Here is a 24,997-nt window from a genome sequence, read left to right as displayed (position 1 = left end):
GTAGACCATGGCCACTATTAAGGATGTTGCAAAAGAAGCGGGCGTTTCAATAGCCACCGTTTCACGTGTAATCAATAAATCACCGAAAGCGAGTAAAAAGTCTGTTGAGTCTGTCAGCGCTGCAATGAAAAAGCTCGGCTATAGACCAAATGCAGCAGCTAAAGCATTGGTGAGCCAAAGCACAAATACCGTTGGTGTATTGGTCGGTGATGTCTCTGACCCATTCTTTGGCACGTTAGTAAAAGCCGTGGATACAGAAGCCCACAAAGACAACAAGCACATCCTAATTGGCAATGGTTACCATAATGCTGATGACGAACGTCGGGCTATTGAATTGTTAATAAATAATCGCTGCGATGCATTAGTTGTGCACTCGAAAGCGTTGTCTGACCAAGAGCTCATCGACTACGCGAATGAAGTTAATGGCTTCGTTATTATCAACCGCCATATACCTGAATTAGCTACACAGTGTATTTCACTCGATAACGAGAAAGGGGCATACCTCGCCACTGAGTATTTGATTCGCCACGGTCATACCAAGATCGCTTGTATTGCCTCAAGCCATAACATTGAAGATGCAGATCAGCGAGTTAAAGGCTACTTAGCGGCATTAAGAGATCATGATATTAGCTTACCAACAAGCTATATCGAACACGGTGATCCAAACAGTGATGGCGGTGAAACCGCAATGACAAACCTGCTGACCAAGTCTCTAGATATATCGGCAGTCGTAGCCTACAACGATTACATGGCTGCAGGTGCACTTTCTATCGCAATGGAAAATGGCATTCAAGTACCGGAAAAGATGTCGATTATTGGTTTCGATGATGGATTAATTGCTCGCTACACTCATCCAAGCCTGACAACAGTACGCTACCCTATTCAAATGATGGCCGAAAAAGCGACTCGTCTAGCGCTTTCACTGGCAAAAAAAGAGCCTGTTGAAAACGAACCGATGGTGTTCTCTCCAACGTTAGTGCGCCGTGACTCTGTGGGAAAATAAGCACCTACGCGCTAAACCAATAGTGAATCATTTACCCGATAAAAAAGCCTTGTTAATACTTCATTTATTCACAGTACTTTCTATGAATAAAAATAGGTATCAACAAGGCTTTTCACTTAAACCACCTTTAAGCTAACAATACGTCCCCCGACGCATTACTAGCCTAGAGATGTAAACTGATAGCACGTTGTAGACTTGTACTCACTATTTGGTCGCAAGATGCAGCTTGGCTGCTCCCACTCAGAATGGTTTGGTGTGTCTGGCAAAAATTGGGTTTCTAGCGCTAAGCCAGCGTAATCCTCATATTCACCACCACTTCGATTTGGCGTTCCCGCTAAATAATTACCGCTGTAAAGCTGCATAGCTGGCTTATCGGTAAAGACATCCAATTGCACTTTTTCATCAGGTGAGATAACACGAGCAACCGCTGCTACGCCCTGCAAACTGCAATCAAATAGATAGCTGTGATCGTATCCCTTAGCTCTGATTTGCTCATCATCTTTAAATAGATCGCGTGCAATAGTTTTCGGCAGGCGGAAATCGAAATTGGTATTCATAACTGAAATAGGCTGATCGACCGGAATGCCGTACATATCAGTAGGCAGATATTGATCGGCATGAATTTGCACGACGTGCTGCTTACAATCTTCACCCGACTCTGCGCCTAGCAAGTTAAAGTAACCGTGATTAGTTAAGTTCACTGGCGTCGCTTTATCTGTCGTTGCGTGGTAATGGATGGTCACTAGGTTTTCTTCCGTCACTTGATAAGAGACTAAAACCGCTAAGTTACCAGGAAACCCTTGGTCACCGTCAGGAGACTTAAGCCCCATTACCACACAATTTTCACTCTGCTCAAGGATATCCCAGCGTCGTTTATCAAAACCGTTCTCACCACCATGTAAGCAGTGTCCAGCTTGATTGGTGTCAACTTGATACCACTGACCATCAATTTCAAACTGACCATTGGCGATTCGATTAGCGTATCTCCCAACCGTTGCACCTAAGTAGCTTCCTTGACGTTGAAAGTCTTCCATCGTCTTCACACCGAGTAACACTTCTCGGTTCGGCTCATCGGTGATTGGAACCATGCAACTAAGCCAAGTAGCACCGATATCCATCACTACGATAGAGAAGCCATTTGAATTGGTGAGTTCTACAACTTTCGCAGGGTGACCGTCGAAGGCCACCGTTTGCGTCATTGTGCTTGATAACGTCTGGGTCATAGTAAGCCTATTTCGCCTCAACCAAGCCAGCACCATCTTTCGCTTGGCATACATAAACAGACTCTTTTAGGCCCGTTTCAGCTTGATATTTCGCTTCTATTGCAGCTTTAACTTCATCCACTTTTGCAGGCGGAACAAGAGCAACTAAGCAGCCTCCGAAACCGCCGCCGGTCATACGCACGCCGCCTTCTTCACCGATAACTTCTTTAACAATTTCAACCAATAGATCAATTTCTTTTACTGTGATTTCAAAGTCATCACGCATAGAAGAGTGTGATTCAGCCATCAGCACACCCATACGCTTCATATCACCCGCAGCGAGTACTTTTGCCGCTTCTACTGTGCGATCATTTTCGGTAATGATGTGGCGAGCACGTTTTGCTACCGTTTCATCTAGTTCATTTACTTTTGCATTGAATTGCTCGATGGTGACATCACGCAACGCTTTAACGCCAAAGTTTCTAGCCGCTTCTTCACACTGTTCACGACGTGTGTTGTATTCACTATCAACCAAACCACGTTTCTTGTTTGAATTAATGATGACAACAGACATATCCTTTGGCATAGCAACCGCTTGGGTTTCTAGGCTACGACAATCCAATAGCATGGCATGATGTTCGCGCCCTTCAGCTGAAACCATTTGGTCCATGATGCCGCAGTTACAACCAACGAATTCATTTTCAGCTTGCTGACCATTCAACGCAATTTCTGCTTGGCTGATCTCTAAGTTGTAAAGCACTTTGAACGTTTGGCCAATCACAACCTCAAGCGCAGCCGATGAACTTAAACCCGCGCCTTGAGGAACATTACCGCTTACTGAAATATCAGCGCCGCTAAACTCAAAACCGCGATCACGCAAACATTTCACGACACCACGAATGTAGTTCGCCCACATTTTTTCTTGCTGAAATTCTATTGTTTCCGTTAAATCAAACTCATCAAGTGCATCGCCATAATCAACAGAAATAACACGAACAATATTGTCTTCACGTTTGGCTGCAGCCACAACTGTTTGATAGTTAATGGCACACGGCAGAACGAATCCATCATTGTAATCCGTATGCTCCCCTATCAAATTGACACGCCCTGGCGCTTGGATGATATGAGTCGGAGCGTAATTCAATACGTTTTGAAACGAGTTTTTTACTTCTTTGATTAGGCAAGGCATAGACAGTCTCTCTAAATTTATAATTCATGTTGTGAAAGCGCCAACTCTTCAGGCGATTACAAAAAATTCTTTATGTTTTAACTATTCAGCTCGGTAGTGAACATCGCTTAAATCACGTAGACGCTGCGCCGCTTGCTCCGCGGTTAAATCACGCTGACTTTCGGCAAGCATTTCAAAGCCAACCATAAACTTGCGTACCGATGCGCTACGAAGAAGCGGTGGATAGAAAAGAGCATGCAGCTGCCAGTGATCGATGTCTGTACCCTCTTCGAAAAATGGCGCGTAGTGCCAACCCATTGAATATGGAAACGAACACTGGAATAGATTGTCGTAGCGACTGGTGAGCTTTTTAATCGCTAATGCTAGGTCATCACGCTGAGCATCTGTTAATTCACTCATACGGCGAATGTGTGTTTTTGGCAGTAGCATGGTTTCAAATGGCCACGCTGCCCAATAAGGAACCACCGCAATCCAGTGCTCAGTTTCAACCACGGTTCGTGAACCGTCTTTCATCTCTGACTCAACATAGTCAACAAGCAGATTTGTTCCTTGCTGCTCGGAGTATTCTTTTAACAATTTTTCTTTGCGTTCAATTTCATTGGGTAAAAAGCTATTGGCCCACACTTGTCCATGTGGGTGAGGCTGTGAACAGCCCATCGCTTCGCCCTTGTTCTCGAAAGCTTGAACCCAAAGATAGTCTTTGCCTAGCTCTTCAATTTGTTCATTCCAGGTATCAACGACATTGCGGATTTCAGGAACACTAAGCTCTGGCAGAGTTTTACTGTGATCAGGAGAGAAGCAGATAACACGGCTTAGACCTCGTACGCCTTGAGTTTTAAATAACGGGTTTTCCGATTCAGGAGCATCAGGCGAGTCAGGCATTAACGCCGCAAAGTCATTGCTAAATACATACGTCCCTTTGTAGTCAGGGTTTTTATCACCAGAAATACGTTCATTTGTCGGGCACAAGAAACAGTTATCTACGTAGTTCGGTAATTGAGCGGTTGAAGGCTGCTCGTCTTGCCCACTCCACGGGCGCTTAGCGCGATGAGGGGAAACCAAAACCCACTGCCCTGTTAATGGGTTATAACGGCGGTGTGGGTGATCAACTGGGTTAAATTCTATTTTTGACATCTTAAATACTCACAAAATTTTTGGTTAATAATTCAATCTAAATTTAAAAACAGCCTGTTCCTTGAAAGAATCAGTACCCTTGTGGGTTATTCGACTGCCAATTCCAAGTATCCTTGGTCATGTCCATGACACTGCGCGTGGTTTTCCAGCCCAAATCTCGCTCAGCTTTTCTAGTACTTGCCCAACATTCGGCAATATCACCAGGACGGCGAGGACATATTTCATAAGGCACAGGCTTTTCACTCGCGCTGGCAAAAGCTTCAACCATTTCAAGAACACTCGAGCCTTGACCCGATCCTAAGTTGTAAATGTGTAAGCCAGATTTCTCACCCACTGATTTTAATGCTGCAATATGACCGTCAGCCAAGTCCATCACATGAATGTAATCACGAACCCCCGTCCCATCTGGCGTTGAATAGTCGTCACCAAAAATAGCGAGCATCTCTCTACGACCAACCGCAACTTGAGCAATAAAAGGCATCAGGTTATTTGGAATACCTTGTGGGTCTTCACCCATGGTTCCCGATGGGTGAGCGCCGACAGGGTTGAAATAACGAAGCAACGTTATGCTCCAATCATTTTCAGCGTCAAACAGGTCGCTCAAACACTGTTCAACCATGTATTTACTGCGTCCGTACGGGTTCGTTGTTGCACCCGTTGGGGAACATTCAGTAATCGGAACAATCTCAGGGTCACCGTATACGGTGGCCGATGAACTAAAGACAATACTTTTCACACCTGCTTTGCGCATGCTACGGGCAAGAACTAAAGAGCCATTCACATTGTTATCGTAATATTCGAGAGGATTAGCGACTGACTCACCAACGGCTTTTAAGCCTGCAAAATGGATAACCGATTTAATGTCATGATCTCTAAACACCGTATCAAGAAAGGCTTCATCACGAATATCACCTAAATAGAAGGTTGGCTTAACACCTGTTAATGCTTTGATTCTATTTAAAACTTCTACTTTAGCATTGCATAGGTTATCGACAATGATGGGTTCCATACCCGCTTCAATCATTTGCACACAGGTGTGGCTACCTATGTAGCCCATACCGCCAGTGATGAGTACTTTCACTTATGCCTCTCCTAATGCTTTCGTCCATGCTGCTTTTGAGCAGCAACTTTGTATGACCAAAAGTTTATCAATCAAACCGGATCATAGTCTGTGATCAAATTCGCATTGTGTAAACGTTTCCACAAAAAGACTTTTTCCATCATATCCTGATACCTTGCCAGTTAATTTTACTTAACAACAATAAATACCCGTTAATTCATACAGTTAACACAGGAATGAGCATGGAGGACCGGCTGTATCACATTAAATAATTTTTACTAAAAAAATCAGTACATATCTTTTAGCTTCAATTACAATGGGAACAGGAAATTTTATTCTCACTAGGATGTGAGTTACGCCGACTGGAAGTGAATAATGGCAACACTAAAAGATATAGCAACCGAAGCTAGCGTTTCATTGGCTACTGTTTCTCGAGTATTAAACGATGATCCAACGCTAAGCGTTAAAGAAGAAACCAAACGTCGTATTTTTGAAATTGCGGAAAAGCTTGAGTACAAAACCAGTAGTTCAAAGAAATCAACATTAAACAAAAAACAAAACCACCACTTTCTTGCTTTGTATAACTACAAGCAAGAAGCGGAAGTGAACGACCCGTACTATTTATCGATTCGTCATGGTATTGAGACCCAGTGTGACAAACTAGGCATTGACCTAACCAACTGCTACGACAGTAATATCGAAGTCGAAAGTAAAAAGATCACCGGTGTCCTTTTAGTTGGCCACTGCAAGCCTAGTACCTTGAAAAAACTGCAAAAATTAACAGATAACATCTGCCATGTTGATTTCAATGACCTTGATTCACCTTATGATTCGGTTGATATTGATCTCGCTAAAATCAGTAAAGAGATCACCGACTTTTTTGTTAATCAAGGCTATCAACGAATTGGGTTTATTGGCGGGGAAGATCAACCTAACACGCCTGATATTCGCGAATTAGCGTTCTCAGAGTACGGGCAATTGAAAGGTGTAGTGTCGACAGACGATATTTATCGCGGTGATTTCTCTAGCTCTTCTGGCTATAAGCTCGCTAAACAAATGCTCGATAAAACAGACTACCCTAAGGCCTTGTTCATCGCTTCCGATTCAATTGCTATCGGTGTTTTACGTGCTATTCATGAGCATGGTTTGTCTATTCCCAAAGATATCTCTCTTATTAGTGTCAATGACATCCCAACGGCTAAATTTACCTTTCCATCTCTATCTACGGTGAGAATTCACTCTGAAATGATGGGAATTCAAGGCGTTAACCTTTTAGTAGAAAGGGTTCGCGATGGGCGTGCACTGCCCCTGCAAGTCTATGTACCAAGTAAATTGAAGCTTCGTGATACCACAAACTAAGATTAATCTATCAAAGCGCTGATTTATCAGCGCTTTACATTCCATACTGTATTTTTCCCTTTGCCATATCTCATCATTCAACGATGCGTCATTAGTTAATAACCTTCCTTATCGCTACTCCCTCTATTGCATATATTGCTTTAAATAACGCCGATTCTATTTAATAAACACCGCTTTTAAGTCGATCACATCTCTCTCGTCAATCACTCAATAAAACGTGATCTAGTTAAAGTAAAACGTTCTCACCAATTTATTTTAGTAAAAGTTTTACTAATATATTTCCCCAGATGCTTATTTTTACAATTAGAACGTCGGCACGACCATAGTGATCGCCATAGCCGAGGGGAGAATCAACGTGAACAACTGGGAAAACTTTCTTCACCTGCATGAGAATAGATTAGCGCCCCGCGCTTACTTCTTCTCATACGACTCAGTTCAAAACGCAACAACATTTCAACGTGAGCTAAGTAGTCATTTTCAATTGCTCAGCGGTCAATGGAATTTCAATTACTTCACTAACCCTCTGTTGGTTCCTGAAGAGTTTTACAGCGAAAAAATGACCGATTGGGGCAACATCACGGTTCCAAATATGTGGCAAATGGAAGGCCACGGCGATCTTCAATACACAGACGAAGGTTTCCCATTCCCAATTGATGTGCCGTTCGTACCTTCAGATAACCCGACTGGCGCATACCAACGTACATTTACTCTTGGTGATAGCTGGGCAGACAAGCAGACCATCATTAAGTTTGATGGCGTAGAGACCTACTTTGAAGTTTACCTAAACGGCGAATACGTGGGTTTCAGTAAAGGTAGCCGCTTAACGGCTGAATTTGATATTTCGGCGCATGCTAAGTCAGGTGAAAACCTACTATCAATTCGCGTCATGCAGTGGGCTGACTCTACCTACATTGAAGACCAAGACATGTGGTGGACAGGCGGTATCTTCCGTGACGTTTACCTTGTCGGCAAAGAACAGCTTCACGTTCAAGACTTAACGGTTCGCACTGATTTTGACGACGCATACCAAAGCGCAACACTGTCATGCCAAGTTGAGCTTGAGAACCTAGCATCAGCAAGTACAGCCGCAACATTAGAATATGCACTGTATGACAACAACCAAGTTATCTCGCAAGGCTCACTGGATAACTTAACCGTTCCTAATAAACAGACTAGCGACACTGCATCTGCTCAGTTTGCCGTTGATGTTGTTAACCCAATCCAATGGAACGCTGAGAACCCATACCTATACCAACTTCTTCTGACGCTAAAAGACGCAGCTGGAAATGTGTTAGAAGTTATTCCTCAACGAGTTGGTTTCCGTGACATCAAAGTTCGCGACGGTCTTTTCTACATCAACAACAAGTACGTCATGCTGCATGGTGTAAACCGACACGATAACGATCACTTAAAAGGTCGCGCTGTGGGCATGGACAGAGTTGAAAAAGACTTAGTCTTAATGAAACAGCACAATATCAACTCAGTACGTACTGCTCACTACCCAAATGACCCACGATTCTACGAACTGTGTGATATTTATGGTCTATTCGTCATGGGGGAAACCGATGTTGAAACACACGGGTTTGCAAACGTTGATGACTTAAGCCGAATCACCAATGACTCAGCTTGGGAAGCGGTCTTTGTTGAGCGTATTGAACGCCATATTCATGCTCAGAAAAACCACCCTTCTATCATCATGTGGTCTTTGGGTAACGAGTCTGGTTATGGCTGCAATATTCGCTCTATGTACGATGCTGCAAAAGCGATTGATGATACACGCTTGGTGCATTACGAAGAAGATCGTGACGGTGAAGTGGTTGATATCATCTCAACTATGTACTCACGTGCCCAGCTAATGAACGCGTTTGGTGAATACCCACACGAAAAACCACGCATCATTTGCGAATACGCTCACGCAATGGGTAACGGCCCAGGTGGCCTGACTGAATACCAAAACGTGTTCTACAAACATGACTCAATTCAAGGGCACTATGTTTGGGAATGGTGTGACCACGGCATTCTAGCGCGTGACGAAAACGGCACTGAATTCTACAAATATGGTGGTGACTACGGTGATTACCCTAACAACTACAACTTTTGTATGGATGGCCTAATCTACTCAGACCAAACTCCTGGGCCTGGCTTAAAAGAGTACAAGCAAGTTATCGCTCCAGTGAAAATACGTGATTTCAACGCTGAAGACGGCACGTTCACGGTTGATAACAAACTTTGGTTCTCAAATATTGATGACTACACCATCACGGCAGAAATACGCGCTGAAGGTGAAACTCTAGCAGTTCAAAATATTAAGATTTCTGGTTTAGCTGAAAATTCTAGCCGTGAAATTACACTTGAAATACCTGCATCATTACAAGGTGAGAGCGCAGATCCTCGCGAAGTATTCGTTAACTTTACTGTTCGTAAAGACTCTCGCACCTCGTACAGTGAAGCAAACCACGACATCGCGATTTATCAATTCCAAGTAAAAGAGAACACCGCAGTTCTACCGGCCTTCACCACCAACAATGCAACAGCACTGGACGTGATTGAGTCTCGCCTAGACTACGTAGTAAAAGGTCACAACTTTGCGCTTAACTTCTCGAAAGTAAACGGCAAGCTAACGTCGTGGCAGGTTAACGGTGAAGAGCTAATTAAATCAGAGCCTAAGCTGAATTTCTTCAAACCGATGATAGATAACCACAAGCAAGAGCACGATGGTTACTGGGAGCCTGCACACTTACAAATCATGCAAGAGCACTTCCGTAGCATTAACCTTGAGTGCGTGAATGTAGAAACGGTTGATGGAAAAGTAGAGATCACCACCACCAGCATCGTTGCACCACCGGTATTTGATTTTGGTATGCGCTGTGAGTATCGCTACCAAATCAATGCACAAGGTCAGTTGAACGTGGAACTAAGTGGCGAACGCTACGGCAATTACCCTCACGTTATCCCTGTAATTGGCTTTGATCTTGGCATCAACAGCAACTTCGACCAAGTTCAATACTACGGTCGCGGCCCTGAAGAGAACTACCAAGACAGCAAGCAAGCCAACATGATTGACGTATACCAATCAACCGTTGACGACATGTTCGAAAACTACCCATTCCCACAAAACAATGGCAACCGACAACATGTTCGTTGGGCAGCACTTTCAAGCCGCGCGGGTAATGGCATTGCAGTGAAACCTCAGCAAGAGATTAACTTCAGCGCATGGTTCTACACCAACCAAAACATGCACCAAGCTCAACACACGATTGAACTAGAGAAGAGCGGTTACATCACGTTAAACCTTGATCATCAAGTGATGGGACTTGGCTCTAACTCCTGGGGAAGTGAAGTGCTTGATTCTTACCGCGTCTACATGGATGAGTTCCGCTACGGCCTAACTCTGATTCCATTCCAAGCGGGTGATTGCAGCGCTCAAGCTCTGATGAACCACTCATTTGAACAAGATTTTTTCACCAAAACTAACGCAGCTTGCACTAAGCCTGCGACTAACGAGGCGTAACCGATGATCGTTTTAGAAAACTTAGAACAATTCAAGGTCGTCTATCGTGACGGTCGCAAATGGAACCGCTGTGTGGAAGCAATAGACAACATCGGTAACCTCAAAGATGGCGTTATGTATTCCATTGGCGATTCACTGGTCTACATGATTGAAGATGGCACAGCGCGTAACACAGAAACCTTTACCGGAAATCGCCGTTACTTCGATGTCCACTACTACCTTGAAGGACGTGAAAGTGTCGAGTTTGCAGATAAAGATCAACTTAACGTTGTAGAAGCTTACAGCGATGAAACTGACCGTGAACATTTAACAGGGAGCGGAGAAGTTCGTCAGTTATCACAAGGCCAAGTAGCTATTTTTGATAACAACAAAGCTTACCGCTTCCATGGTGACAACCTAGTACGAAAAGTCGTACTAAAAGTCACGATTGAAGATGGCTACTTTTTGAATAAGTAGGTTTCTAAACAAATACGTTTCTAAATAAGTTCCTAAATAAATAGAACCTTTCTCTGGATATGACTGAGCCTTGCCGTTCAAGGCTCAAACCAGTATCACGCGAACTAGGTTCATTATAAATGTACTCTTAGCATCCACCCTACTTTGGAAACTAAGAGAAATAACGACAAAACATTACGTGATTCAATGGAGGACATTATGTCTGAATCTATGCGTGGCACGATAGGCAAGTTTGCTTTGCTATCGATGACGCTTGCAGCGGTATTTAACGTTCGCAACATCGTAAATAACAATATCGAATTGGGCTTAAGCTCGGCACCTATCTTTTTATTGGCCACTATCGTCTACTTCATCCCATTCGTATTCATCATTGCTGAGTTTGTTTCTGCAAACAAAGACTCTGAATCGGGTATGTATGACTGGCTTAAAAAGCCACTAGGGACTAAATCGGCGTATTTAGGCTCATTTCTATATTGGTTTGTAAATTTGTTCTGGTTTGTATCACTACTGCCAAACGTAATTTCATACGCATCTTACGCAATGCTAGGTTATGAGTATGCATTCTCGCCGCTGGTGACATCTGCCATATCGATTGTTCTGTTTGCACTAGCAACGCACATCTCAACCAAAGGTGCATCTTGGTTAGGTAAGATCTCTGAGTTTGTTGCTTACGGTGTCTTTGCTTTGTTCGGTATTTACGTTCTGGGCGCAATCATGGCGCTAAGTGGCGATCACGTTCCTGTTGAACCAATTACACTAGAGGCAATGACTCCAACCATAAACTGGGCAACGCTAGGAATCATGTGCTGGATCTTCCAAGCAGCAGGTGGTGCGGAAACAGCGGCAGCTTACCTAAAGGATGTGAAAGGCGGCCAAAAGACCTTCATTAAAGTGATTATCGCAGCCGGTGTTCTCATTGGTGCAATGTACGCAGTTGGTTCATTACTGGTTAACGTATTCGTAGCTCGTGAAAGCTTAACTTACGCTGGTGGCATGGTTGAAATATTCACAGGTATGGCACAGTACTTCAGCGTTTCAGAATCACTGGTTGGTCGTTTCGTTGGTATCGTATTGTTCATCGCAATGTTCGGTTCAATGATGATGTGGACAGCTGCACCAGTAAAAATCCACTTCTCTGAAATCCCTAAAGGCATTTACGGTGAGAAAACAACAGAACTAAACGAACACGGTGTTCCAGTTCGCGCAGCTTGGTGGCAGTTTGCTTTTGTAGTATTCATGCTACTAGTTAGTGGATTTGGCTCAGAGTCAGTACAAGATATGATGAATGTCGCGATCAACTTAACTGCAGGTACCGCGATGCTACCACCTATCTTTATCATGGCTGCTTACTTTGTATTCCGTTGGAAATACGATGATACGCCACGTGATTTCCGCATGGGTTCACGTAAAGTCGGTATGGGCGTAGTACTTGTTCTGATCACCATCTTCATTGTAAGTATGACAGCGTCAGCCTTCCCTACCGGTGTGAACTTCATGAGAGCATTCTTCATTAACGTCTTCATGACCGCTGTATTCTCTGCGATTGCATGGTGGTGGATATCTCGCTTTGAAAAAAAGCAGGCCGAAGGTGAAAAACTAGAAACAGCTAAGCAATCTTAATCTTTGCTCTAGCAATTAAGTAATCATTACCCCCCTAATAACCGAAGCGTCAGAGATGGCGTTTCGGTTATTTTCTACCTAGCAAAAACACTTCAGAAAACCCCAACAAAAAATTAAGTAAAAAATTTACTTAACCTCACAAAAATGATCAGCTTCATTTAACTTTATCCCGCCAAATCTTTAATATCTTTCATGAAGAAACCACTCATTTATATCGATGTAAAAATCACAAACCTAAAAATATAGGTCATAGATGAGAATTTAAATTTTGCTCTCTTTCACGTACCTCTTATTTAAAAGTAACAGTTTGAAATTAGAATATTTTTACTAAAAGTAGATTTCAAATACGGTTCGAGTACGTGCAGTCAATCAGTTATGTAAATACGTAATAGAGTGACTACTTAGCAAAATCAAATCCATCCTAACTCGATGGATGTTTGCCAAACCAACATAACAATAAAGCACGGCCTATTAACCCCCATAGGACCATGCACCTACTATAATTAACGTGAAACACCGGAGAACATCATGTCCGAAACTGCACGTGGCACGATAGGCAAGTTTGCCTTACTGTCTATGACCTTTGCTGCTGTCTATAGCTTTAACAATATAATTAACAATAACATCGAAATCGGTCTCTCTTCCGCGCCGATGTTTTTCCTTGCAACCATTTTTTACTTCATTCCATTTTGTTTAATTGTGGCGGAATTTGTCTCGCTCAATAAGAATTCAGAAGCCGGAGTTTACGCTTGGGTAAAAAGCTCGCTTGGAGGTCGCTGGGCCTTCATCTCGGCCTATACCTACTGGTTTGTAAATCTATTCTTTTTTACCTCACTACTACCAAGAATCATTGCCTATGCGTCTTACGCATTCTTAGGCTTTGAATACATATTTACACCACTGACGACCGCTGTATTGAGTATGATTCTGTTTGCCATCGCCACTCATATTTCTAATAACGGTGCGAAGCTTCTAGGGCCAATTACCTCAATCACCTCATCACTGATGCTACTCCTTACAATGTCCTACATCGTACTCTCTGGTGGTGCGTTAATTGGTGGTATTGAACCTGCGGACCCAATCACTATTGAAGCGATGACCCCTACCTTTAACTGGGCATTCTTGGGCGTTCTCACTTGGATCTTTATGGCTGCAGGTGGCGCTGAATCGGTTGCGGTTTACGTGAATGACATTAAAGGTGGCCATAAGTCCTTTGTTAGAGTCATCATCATTGCAGGCGTATTTATAGGTGCTTTGTACTGTGTCGGCTCAGTTCTCGCCAATGTCTTTGTTTCACGCGAAGAGTTGAAATTTACCGGAGGATCCGTTCAGGTATTTGAAGGAATGGCACGACACTTTGGTCTATCGGAAATACTAATGAACCGATTCGTAGGCGTGGTCTCATTTACTGCCATGCTTGGTTCGCTACTTATGTGGACAGCGACACCGGTTAAAATATTCTTCTCTGAAATCCCCAAAGGTATTTTTGGCGAGAAGACAGTCGCGCTTAATAAACAAGGGGTGCCAGTACGTGCAGCGTGGATTCAGTTTTTAATTGTTATCCCACTGATGTTCATTCCGACATTGGCGTCAGACACAGTGCAAGATCTCATGAGTACCATCATCAACATGACAGCCGCAGCGTCTATGTTGCCACCACTGTTTATTATGATTGCCTATTTAAACTTGCGCATGAAACTGGATCACCTACCGCGTGATTTCAGAATGGGCTCACGCTTTACGGGTATCGCTGTAGTTTCCGTACTGATTGCGATTTTCACTGTCGGTTTCTTTGCTTCGACCTTCCCTACTGGGGGCGATATTATGACGATCATCTTCTACAACGTAGGCGGTATTGTTATCTTCCTTGGCTACGCGTGGTGGAAGTATGGAAAATATGAGAAAGGATTAACGGCTGAAGAAAAAAAGGCTGAAGCAACTCCCATCAGCGCATAATTCTCTGCGCTAAAGCAAAAATGTAAGCACTGACCTTTGGTCGGTGCTTTTATCTATCTGTTTTTAAATATGCGCTTTATTTAGCATGCAAATCATATAGGTTATTGATAATTACTTTGATAGTTTTGCTGCGACAAAAATTAAGTAAAGTTTTACTAAAATAGATCACACTTTTAAACCAAAGTTATTTTTCGAGCCCTAAAATAACGCTACTATCTTTCCTGAAATATAAGTTGATTGGTCAATACGCCGAATAGAGCATTCTTTACTAGAACCAAAGAGACTTATGGACATTCATTGATTAAACCTAATATAGAAGATCATTAAATGAAAAGTAGTTTTACTAAAATAACCTTTATCGCTAGCTGCATTTTCGCTGCTTTATCTGTCAATGCTGCCGAGACTGAAGCTAACCACAGCACCACTCAGGCGCCACAGTCTGAATCCAATACTTCGTACAACTTTTACGGTGAGCTTGGTCTGGGTGGACACACTGCACTGGAAGGTGACAAAAAAGGCCGTTACAGCGATGGTACTTACATTGAAGCTGGCCTAGCAATCGAGCACGGTAACTGGTTCGGCTTAGCGTACATGGAAGGCTGGACAGTTCAAGCTGACGATAATGGAGAAGCGTGGGCTACTGGTCACGGCTGGGGTGGCTTTGAAGGCGGCTTTAACCGTTTCTACGCAGGCTACCGCACAGATGGTAAAACGGAATTTATTATTGGTCGAAACGACTCTTCACTTGATGATATTCAGTGGTGGGGTGATGCAACCGTTGAGTACGGCTACGCGATTTCAAACACACGCGACGTAAACATCGGTCTGAAAATTCAAAACCTTGAAGGCAAATTTCGCTACAGCGTGACTGCAGCACCAAAGTCAGATTTCTCAGAAGATGACGCATGGGTCAACTTCGGTAAATACGACGAATTTGCCGATCAGTGGAAAGACAAGAACGCTATGGTCAACGGTTACGTTCAATACGATGTGATTGATGACCTAACTTTACTAGCGGGTGCTGAAGTACGTGACAATGACGGTGGTGAATTAGTTCTTCTTGGTGCTGAATACAAAAATGTTGCAGCTCGTGTATGGCACGACACCGACAAAGGCAACCAAAAATCTTTTGGTAGCGAGTCTGGTTTCCAAACCAGCACTTGGTATGAAGCAGCGCAAGGCGTTTACCTATCAGCAGCCTACAACTACGCTAAATTCGACAGCGATGTCGAGGATAACGTAACCAACTCATACATCAATGCGGGTGTTTGGTATGAATACGGCAACGGCACTTACGCGACCGCATTTGATACTAAGTGGCACATGAGCAACGACAATACTGATGGCAACGATAACAAAGTATTCGTAATGCAATACTTCTACTGGTAAGCCGAGGATAACTTAATGATTTTACGTAAAACCCTTACAGCTCTAGCAATCGGTTCAGTGATTACGCTTGCTGGTTGTTCAAACTCTAGCGATGAAACTGCATCAACAGAACAGCTACACGCCGCTAGCTTTAAAAATGTCATTGACCGTACAGGCTCTCCAGAATACATGCGTGACTATGATTTTGATGACCACCAACGCTTCAACCCATTTTTCGATTTGGGCGCATGGCACGGCCACCTGCTTCCAGACTCAGATGAAGGCATGGGCGGCTTCCCAGGTACTGCGCTACTAACGGAAGAGTACATCAACTTCATGGCGAATAACTTTGACCGTTTAAGCGTTTACAAAGACGGCAATAAAGTTGATTTCACGATGAACGCTTACAGCTTGCCGGGTGCGCTTGTTCAGACGTTAACATCAGATGACGTGACGATTGAGCTGACACTTCGATTCGCTTCTGACCGTACATCGCTGCTGGAGACTAAAATCACAACTGACGCGCCAGTAGAGCTTGTTTGGGATGGTGAGCTACTAGAGAAGACGCACGCGAAAGAAGGTGAAGCTCAGACAGATAAAACAATCGCTGAAACTTACCCAAACTATAACCGCCAAATCGTCGCTACTGATGACGGTCTAAAGGTTACCTTTGGGGAAGTCCGTTCAACATGGGATCTATTGACTTCGGGTGAGTCTGAGTACCAAGTTCACAAGTCGATTGAAACTCAAACCAATGTAGAAGGCCTAAGCTTCACATCAACGGCAAGCATTGCAGAATCGACAACTATCTACACCACTTATTCTCACGTTCTTACGGCAGAAGAAAGCCAAGCTGAACAGGCTGAGATCAAAAAGATCATGGCAACCCCTACCGACTATTTAGATGCTTCAGAAGCACGTTGGGAAGGTTACCTTGAGATGGGTTTAACTAACCCTAACGCAACGCCTGAACAAGAGCGTGTTGCCGTTAAAGCGATGGAAACCCTAAACGGTAACTGGCGTGGCGCAGCAGGTGCAATGGAATTTGATTCTGTTACTCCTTCTGTTACTGCTCGTTGGTTCTCTGGTAACCAAACATGGCCGTGGGATACATGGAAACAAGCTTATGCAATGGCGCACTTCAACCCAGAAGTAGCAAAAGACAACATTCGTGCGATGTTCGCTTACCAAATCCAAGCCGATGATTCGGTTCGTCCATGGGATGAAGGCTACGTGCCAGACTTGCTTGCTTACAACCTTAGCCCTGAGCGCGGCGGTGACGGTGGCAACTGGAACGAACGTAACACTAAGCCAAGCCTTGCTGCATGGGCTGTAATGGAAGTGTACAAAACTACTGGCGACAAAGAATGGATCGAAGAGATGTATCCAAAGCTAGTTGCTTATCATGATTGGTGGCTACGTAACCGTGACAACAACGGTAACGGCATCCCAGAATACGGTGCTGCACTAGACAAAGCGCACAACACACCTGAAGGCGATATGTTCTTCACAGTAGTACGTGGCGACGAACATGAAACTATCGTAGGCCAAGAAGCGCTAGATAAAGTGGTAGCAGAAGGCGGTTACGACTTCATCGAAAGCCCTGCACAAATCGCAGCGTCTTGGGAATCAGGTCGTGATGATGCTGCAGCATTTGGCTTTATCGATATCGATCAGCTAAACGAATATGTAGCAAATGGCGGCAAGCGTTCTGATTGGGACGTAGAGTTTGCTCAAAACCGCGCGGAAGACGGCACGCTATTAGGTTACTCACTACTCCAAGAATCTGTTGATCAAGCAAGCTACATGTACAGCGACAACAAGTACCTAGCTGAAATGGCAGACATTCTTGGTAAAGATACTGACGCGAAGGAATTCCGTGAAAAAGCCGAGCATTTATCAAACTACATCAATACTTGTATGTTCGATGAAAGCACTAACTTCTTCTACGACATTCGTATCGAAGATAAACCGCTAGCAAATGGCTGTGCGGGTAAACCAATCGTAGAACGTGGTAAAGGTCCTGAGGGTTGGTCTCCACTGTTCAACGGTGCAGCAACACAAGATCACGCTGATGCGGTTGTTTCAGTCATGAAAGACACTGAAGAATTCAACACTCACGTTCCACTTGGTACCGCTGCACTATCAAGCCCAGCGTTTGGTCCTGATATCTACTGGCGTGGACGTGTTTGGGTGGATCAGTTCTACTTCGGCTTAAAAGGCATGGAAAGCTACGGCTACCGTGATGATGCTATCGAGATGGCTGGTGCTTTCTTTGATAACGCTGATGGCCTGATTCAAGATGGTCCAATCCGTGAGAACTACAACCCACTGACTGGCGATCAACAAGGTGCACCGAACTTCTCTTGGAGTGCAGCTCACCTTTACATGCTATACAACGACTTCTTTACTGACGCAGAGTAATTTAGTCTTGAAAGACAGCCAGTCTATCAATCTGCCTATTGATAAGCTGGTTACTTACAAAGTATGAATAAAAAGCGTTAGAGTTGGGGCTCTAGCGCTTTTTCTTTTAATGAATCAGAAATAGGTAGTTAGAGGACCTGTTAGTTAATAACTGGTCGCTGATCTCTATAATAACAGCCAACATTTGATCTACGTTTTCATTATTTTTATTCATATAAAATCAACAAGTAACAATTTAATAAAAACCACAACTGCATATTCATTGATATACGTTACCAATCAGTGTCTAATGGGCGGATACGATATTACGAGGTAAACCATGGCAACGATCAAGGATGTAGCTAAAGAAGCAGGTGTTTCCGTTGCTACCGTTTCACGCGTCTTAAATAAATCACCAAAAGCCAGCAAAGCATCCACTGACTTAGTGAATAAAGCGATGAAGCAACTCGGTTACAGACCCAATGCTGCTGCTCGTGCACTCGTAAATCAAAGCAATCAAACCATTGGTATATTAGTTTGTGACGTTTCTGAACCCTTCTTTGGCTGCATGGTTAAAGCCATTGATAAGGTTGCTCATGAGCACAATAAGCACATCCTCATTGGCAATGGCTACCATAACGCCGAAGACGAAAAGAAAGCGATTGAACTGCTGATCAATAACGGATGTGAAGCATTAGTCGTTCATTCCAAAGCGCTTTCTGATGCAGATCTCATCGCATACGCCAATGAAATTAAAGGATTGGTGATCATCAACCGCCATATTCCAGAGCTGGCTGAGCGCTGCATTTCACTAGATAACTTTAGAGGCTCATACCTCGCCACTGAGCTACTGATTCGAAATGGGCACCATAAAATTGCCTGTATCGCTTCAAATCATCAAATTGATGATGCAAAAGACCGAGTGGAAGGTTATTTGGCAGCCCTAAAAGCACACGATATTGAACTGACAAGCAGCTACATTGAATACGCAGAGCCTTACAGTGAAGGAGGTGAAAGCGCAATGACAAACATGCTGACCAAGTCTATCGATATGACAGCCGTGGTTTGTTACAACGATTATATGGCTGCAGGCGCGCTTTCCGTTGCAAAAGAAAATGGCATTCAATCACCGAATAAGCTCTCTATCGTTGGCTTTGATGACGGCATTATCGCCAAATATGTCTCCCCTCGCCTAACAACGGTTCGCTACCCTGTAGAACTTATGGCACAAAAGGCAGCGGAACTCGCGTTAACCTTAGCCAAAGGCATCGATAGCTCAGAGCAAGCTTTCTGCTTCTCGCCAACGTTAGTGCAAAGAGACTCTGTTATGCAAAACAAAGCGGCATTAGTCGCCTGAAGTCGAAAGAGTTTGAGCTTCGTTTAAAAAGAACATAAAAAAATCCCCGGCCATTAAGCCGGGGATTTTTATTTAACGGTTCGCAGATTTAAGTCCAATTACGAAAAAAGCGAGAATGTATATTGGTATTGCTCAGCTTCAAGTAAGTACTCACTATGAACACTAGGGCTCCAAGAGTCATCACCACCAATTCCCATGTGGAAACCATCAACGCGTACATAAATAAAATCGTCTTTCACAAGCTCATTGGTGTGCTTCGCTTGAGCCAGTGAATCAATTGAATAACGACTTACCGAGAAGTGGAAATCACCTTCAATATTAACGTCACCCACTTGCGCCTGCTTCACATCGCAACGTAGACCATTTTCACTTGGGAAGATGTAATCCACATGCATCTCATCAACGCTTGATTGATAGTGACCAACACGCGCCGCCATGATGCGATCTGGGTAGTTCTCGTAAGGGCCACGGCCAAACCAATCTACTTGAACATCTTCACTTTGAGTATGAGTACTTCCCTTACTCAACGGAATGGCAAACTCAGCACCAACACGTGGTAGCGATGGCAAGCCTTGCGCCGCTTGAACGTTCACTAGACACTCAACCTTGCCAGAAGATTGCACCTTGTATTGCCAATCTGAAATAAACACAGTGCGTCCGTCGACTTCGTGCTTATGACGAGAAGAGACGATTACGAATTGCCCAACCGTATTCACTGCAAAATTAACACAGCTTGACTCGATTCGGTTAAGACCTGCTTTCGCCCAACGTGCAGCCCAGGTATTTGGGTCGACTCGGTCAACTTCACTAGTGCCAATGTCGTTATCGATAGGAGCACGATAGAAGTTATCTTTGATTGCACGAGCTAACAGTGCTTTACCGTCTTGCAAAGCGTTCTCTAAGTGACCGGTTTGCTTGTTAAACGTCAGAGTTAACGCTGATGTAACCACTTCAACACTAAGTTCAGACTCATTGATGGTCATGTTCGACGCAGCGGAAGTCTCTTCCGTCAATAACAGCTCATTACTGCCGGGCAGAGTAAACTGCGCAATAGCAGTTAGGTGACCAGCATCTGCCCACGCAGTATCAGACTGAAGTGATACATCAATATTCAAGTGATACGTTTTGCCCACTTTTGGCGTTGGAAGCTCAACGGCTAATTCAAATTCTTGCTTTGATTCAGGCAGCATCGCAAGTTCAAACTCACCTTGTTTGATAGTGATGCCATCTTCAACCAGTTGCCATGTTAGCGTTTCATTCAAACCTTTGGTAAATAAGTACTCACTAACTACAGTTAATTTCAACGCATTGCTTAAACCGAGGTTTAGCTCTTTTTCATTGATCTTGAATTGGTAGAACTGCTGCGCTTTTTTCACTTCCCAAAGGTGTGGATGTGGCGTGCGATCAGGAAATACTAAACCGTTGATACAGAACTGGCGATCATTGATCGTGTCACCAAAATCACCACCATATGCCCAGTACTCTGTTCCTTGGTCATCAGTTTTAGTGATGCCTTGGTCAACCCAGTCCCAGATAAAGCCACCTTGCAGACGTGGGAACTTACGGAAAGCATCCCAGTACTGATCAAAGCTACCTAAACTGTTGCCCATTGCATGAGCATATTCACACAAGATAAACGGGCGATCTTCACCCGGTTGGCTAATTTCGTTTTTAATGGACCAACGCTTAATGCCTTCACCGTCGTTCTCTTCATCAACACGTGCGTACATTGGGCACAAAATATCTGTTGCGGCGGTTCGTGAGCCGCCACCTTCGTATTGAACCACACGTGTGTTATCGCGCTGTTTTGTCCACTGGTACATAGCATGGTGATTCAGACCAATGCCTGATTCATTACCCAAAGACCAAATAATCACCGATGGATGATTTTTATCACGCTCAACCATACCGATCATGCGGCGCATGTACGCGGATAACCAGCTTGGATCTTCAGAAAGGTTACGCATTGGAAATTGACCATGCGTTTCAATGTTCGCTTCATCAACCACGTATAAGCCATACTCATCACACAGTTGATACCAACGTGGATCGTTCGGGTAATGCGCAGTACGTACGGCGTTGAAATTGAATTTCTTCATCATTCTGACATCTTCAACCATGCTCTCATAGCTAACGGCATGACCAAGCTCAGGGTGATGTTCGTGACGGTTCGCACCACGGATCAATACCGCTTTTCCGTTCACTTTTAGCAAACCATCGGTGATTTCTACGCTGCGGAAACCAATCGAATACGCTTCGCACTCAATGAGTTGTTGCTCTTCATTTTCGAGGCTACTATCAACAAGGCTCACCACAACGCGGTACAGATACGGTGACTCTGCACTCCATTTGTTCGGGTTCGCAACATCAATGGCATGAATGACTTTGTTATTCCAGCCACCTTTCTCATCGATATCGACATTATTCGTTGATTCTGCTTTATGGCTCGCGACTAACTCACCTTCTGCATCAAATAGTTTTATGCTAACCGCGTGTTTGTCGCTGTTTTGGTTTAGCGTCGTTGTGACGTTCAATACTGCGTCTTGATAGACATCATCGAGAGTTGTAACCACATCAACATCGGCAATGTGTACTTCAGGTTTGCTGATCAGAGAAACCTCACGGAATATTCCGCTTAACCACCACATATCTTGATCTTCAAGGTATGAGCCGTCAGACCAACGGATAACCATCACCGCCAGTTGGTTCTCACCTTCATTAACGAAATCACTCAAATCAAATTCGGCAGGCAAGCGGCTGTCTTGTGAGTAACCAACCCATTTACCATTACACCAGATATGGAATGCTGAATTCACACCTGCAAATTGAATGCGTAGCTGACGCTGGCACCAATCACTGTCTAGGTTGAACGAAGTGCGGTAGCAACCCGTTGGATTATCATTTGGTACGTATGGAGGGGTGTCGTCAAACGGGTACTTAACGTTGGTGTAAATAGGTTTATCATGGCCTTCCATCTGCCAGTTACTTGGAACGGTAATTTCGCTCCACTGAGCAACATCAAACTCTTCATCCATGAAGTTATTAGGCACTGATTCTGGCTGTTCAAACAGCTCAAACTTCCATTGACCATTCAGTGATACATTATTCTCTGAAGGCTCAGCATTACGAGCGCTTAGCTCTGTTGTGTAAGCATTCAATGTAGTGTGCGGATTAAGAGTATTAGCATGAGTCACATGTTGGTTTTCCCAATCACGCGCTCGTAGGATTTCTTCAAAACTTTTCATTATTATTCATGCCTAGTGATGTTAAACAGCGAAGACCTATGTAAACGTTTCCACTCTATCTAAGGAAAACTAACCTTGTCAAAAAAAGTGCGACTGGCTGTGATTTAGATCGCTTCATTTTTTAAAATTAGCACTTACATAATCTTGGTGAATTGATCGTACTGGGTTGAAAAAAGGCAGTAGATCGTTAGATTCACTGCCTTTCTAAGGTTTACTCTTTAAGCTATTTAACGGCAGATACGATAGTAACCGTCGTCATAGGTTCAATAACGTAGCCCTGTTCAAACTGACCTACATTTTCAAGATTGTGATTTTTATTGGTGACATAGACCTCTGAATCAGCAAGCTCAATCTTCGCCGTATTTAGCTCTAAAGGCATTGCTTGTGTGGATGATGCATTAACCACAACAGTCACTAGCTGACCTTCTTCTTCACTGTAATAAGAAGAAGCCATTAGGCCATTAAGATCATCATGACCATCTAAAGAGACACGCTCGAAGCCCGGTCGGATAAAGCGGCTGTAGTTACCAACTGTCCAAAACAGTTTTGTTTCTTCCAACGTATCTGCATCTAATGATGAATCGATTTTCAGTAGGCCATCTTTGTAGTTATATGGCGTTACCGCTAACCACCAGTGCCATGCCGAGGCATTAAGACGCGTTAAATCACGGTGCATAACTTTGGCTACATGAATAGCTAAATCCATGTCATCCGCCTCATAACCATGACCGCCAAAGCTGCGTACATCACCTTCACCGCCTAAGATACAAATTTCACTCATCCAGATTTCAGCACCCGGAGAGACTGAATCTACGTTCTGGCGCAGTAAATCACGCAAATCACCCATACGCTCTGGAACGTGATCTGACCAATAACCGTGTACCGAGATCTTATTGTGTAGAACGTCTCTCATTTGCTCGTCACCAAGCAGCTCATCAATGTAGTTCTTATATAAGCCTTGATTACGGCTATTCATTGCGCCGGTATAGGCACCATGATCAAATTGTATTTTGTATTCATCACTCAGTGCAGCGGTGTATTCCACCACTTCAGCGCCATCAACCGCGACGGGTGTAGAAAGGTTTGCTTGTTTTAGTGCGTCGTCTAATTTGAAGTAAAGAGACTTTAGTTCATCCATGTTGTAGCGGTTCGCTTCCTGTGGCGTACCACCTTCCCAGTCCCATGTAGGCTCATTAATTGGGCTGATGTGATTAACCGGAACACCCGCTTCTTTTTGCAGGTAATCCAAAACTGAAACCATGAAGTTTACAAAGTTCTCTTCTTGTTCAGGGTCTAAGTTGGTTGAACCTACCCCACCAAAGTCGGTGAAGTTTGCAGGATAAGTTAGACCATTTTTGGTTGCCCAGTGTGGAGGGCTGTTAATAAATGCAACGAACTCATCGACACCTAACGCTTGTGCTTCTTGCATCATGCGGATCTGACCAAGCTGTTTACTCGTATCAATCTCACCATTAGGTTCAGCCATTAATAACTCAGCACGACGAAAGGTATCCGAGATTTGGCTAGAACGACCTTGCTCAGCACTGCCTGCACCAATATTCACTCTCCATGCAGATAACCCAATACCATTTTCAGTCGAGAACAGAAGCTCCGCTAGCTGCTCAACGTGCTCTTCTTGGCCATTCTCAATCCAGTGATTGATCAGCGGATTGATTGTCCAAGCATCAGAAGCACCAAAGCTATGCATAGTTTGATAAGTCGTTGAGGTATCAACAGCAAGTTGTGATGCATTATCACTGACTACGCGATTCGCAGCCGAGTCATTTGATGCACCACTACAGCCAGCTAGCAGCAAAGATCCAACAAGGGCAGCAGTAATAGGTTTCAATTTAAAGTTCGTTAACATAGTTGTACTTCTTATCGTTATCTGTAGGGAAATGGATATAACACCCAATCAATGTAAACGATTCCATTTTAATTTATTAAAGTGAATATATACGTGATCCAAAACTCATTTTTAGGGAACCTGAAGAAGTTCAGTTTCATAATGATAATTTAAATGACAATAAATCCCCTTATAATCAATATGTTATGTGGCACATGAAATACTTACTTACACATCTCCTATTTTGGATGTGTGAGCAGCATCATTTTTCATCAAAATCACGATTGC

15 protein-coding genes are annotated in these 24,997 nt (G+C 43.7%); 9 read left to right on the top strand and 6 right to left on the bottom strand.

Translation table 11 applies throughout. The annotated features are described in order from the left end of the window. Positions 1-7: 7 nt before the first annotated feature. Positions 8-1,003 (top strand): substrate-binding domain-containing protein, encoded by a 996-nt coding sequence (locus L4C54_RS14245; RefSeq protein ID WP_428801017.1) that lies wholly within the window; start codon positions 8-10, stop codon positions 1,001-1,003. A 158-nt stretch (positions 1,004-1,161) separates the two neighbouring features. Here the strand turns inward: L4C54_RS14245 and galM are convergent, their stop codons facing one another. From galM to galE, 4 genes are all read right to left on the bottom strand, one after another. Next, positions 1,162-2,226, bottom strand: a complete 1,065-nt coding sequence (galM, locus tag L4C54_RS14240) for a galactose-1-epimerase (protein ID WP_428808707.1) — start codon at positions 2,224-2,226, stop codon at positions 1,162-1,164. 7 nt (positions 2,227-2,233) lie between these two features. Then, positions 2,234-3,394, bottom strand: coding sequence for a galactokinase (gene galK / locus L4C54_RS14235; RefSeq protein WP_428808706.1), 1,161 nt, complete (start codon positions 3,392-3,394; stop codon positions 2,234-2,236). An 81-nt stretch (positions 3,395-3,475) separates the two neighbouring features. Next, positions 3,476-4,528, bottom strand: coding sequence for a UDP-glucose--hexose-1-phosphate uridylyltransferase (locus tag L4C54_RS14230; RefSeq protein WP_428808705.1), 1,053 nt, complete (start codon positions 4,526-4,528; stop codon positions 3,476-3,478). Positions 4,529-4,598: 70 nt separating this feature from the next. Continuing rightward, on the bottom strand, positions 4,599-5,609 hold the full coding sequence (gene galE / locus L4C54_RS14225) for a UDP-glucose 4-epimerase GalE (RefSeq protein WP_428808704.1): 1,011 nt from the start codon (positions 5,607-5,609) through the stop codon (positions 4,599-4,601). 354 nt (positions 5,610-5,963) lie between these two features. Between galE and ebgR the strand changes: the two genes are divergently transcribed. The 8 genes from ebgR (at position 5,964) to L4C54_RS14185 (ending at position 19,618) form a co-directional block, all read left to right on the top strand. Then, the gene (gene ebgR, locus L4C54_RS14220; RefSeq protein WP_428808703.1) at positions 5,964-6,947 is read left to right on the top strand and encodes a transcriptional regulator EbgR; all 984 of its coding nucleotides are present in this window, start codon (positions 5,964-5,966) and stop codon (positions 6,945-6,947) included. Positions 6,948-7,302: 355 nt separating this feature from the next. Next, entirely contained in the window at positions 7,303-10,458 is a 3,156-nt protein-coding gene (gene ebgA / locus L4C54_RS14215) for a beta-galactosidase subunit alpha (protein ID WP_428808702.1), read from the top strand. Between the two features lie 3 nt (positions 10,459-10,461). Beyond that, the gene (locus L4C54_RS14210) at positions 10,462-10,914 is read left to right on the top strand and encodes a beta-galactosidase subunit beta (protein WP_428801024.1); all 453 of its coding nucleotides are present in this window, start codon (positions 10,462-10,464) and stop codon (positions 10,912-10,914) included. 198 nt (positions 10,915-11,112) lie between these two features. Continuing rightward, on the top strand, positions 11,113-12,534 hold the full coding sequence (locus L4C54_RS14205) for an amino acid permease (protein WP_428808701.1): 1,422 nt from the start codon (positions 11,113-11,115) through the stop codon (positions 12,532-12,534). 528 nt (positions 12,535-13,062) lie between these two features. Next, a complete protein-coding gene (locus L4C54_RS14200; protein WP_428808700.1) occupies positions 13,063-14,490 on the top strand; it encodes an amino acid permease in 1,428 nt (475 codons plus the stop codon). A 327-nt stretch (positions 14,491-14,817) separates the two neighbouring features. Beyond that, positions 14,818-15,879, top strand: a complete 1,062-nt coding sequence (ygjJ, locus tag L4C54_RS14195) for a protein YgjJ (RefSeq protein ID WP_428808699.1) — start codon at positions 14,818-14,820, stop codon at positions 15,877-15,879. A gap of 15 nt (positions 15,880-15,894) precedes the next feature. Then, positions 15,895-18,282, top strand: coding sequence for an alpha-glucosidase (ygjK, locus tag L4C54_RS14190; RefSeq protein WP_428808698.1), 2,388 nt, complete (start codon positions 15,895-15,897; stop codon positions 18,280-18,282). Between the two features lie 319 nt (positions 18,283-18,601). Then, the gene (locus tag L4C54_RS14185) at positions 18,602-19,618 is read left to right on the top strand and encodes a substrate-binding domain-containing protein (protein WP_428808697.1); all 1,017 of its coding nucleotides are present in this window, start codon (positions 18,602-18,604) and stop codon (positions 19,616-19,618) included. Positions 19,619-19,716: 98 nt separating this feature from the next. On the opposite strand, the gene L4C54_RS14180 is transcribed toward L4C54_RS14185, so the two are convergent. After that, entirely contained in the window at positions 19,717-22,863 is a 3,147-nt protein-coding gene (locus tag L4C54_RS14180) for a beta-galactosidase (protein WP_428808696.1), read from the bottom strand. Between the two features lie 223 nt (positions 22,864-23,086). Continuing rightward, positions 23,087-24,730 carry a glycoside hydrolase gene (locus L4C54_RS14175; RefSeq protein WP_428801031.1) on the bottom strand — a complete coding sequence of 548 codons (1,644 nt, stop codon included), beginning with the start codon at positions 24,728-24,730 and terminating at the stop codon, positions 23,087-23,089. Positions 24,731-24,997 lie beyond the last annotated feature (267 nt).

It is taken from the genome of Vibrio lamellibrachiae (assembly GCF_050337265.1).
In the GTDB taxonomy this organism is placed as follows: Bacteria; Pseudomonadota; Gammaproteobacteria; order Enterobacterales; family Vibrionaceae; genus Vibrio; species Vibrio kyushuensis.
Note: the sequence above shows the minus strand (reverse complement) of the source record. Positions and strands in the feature narration are given on the sequence as shown.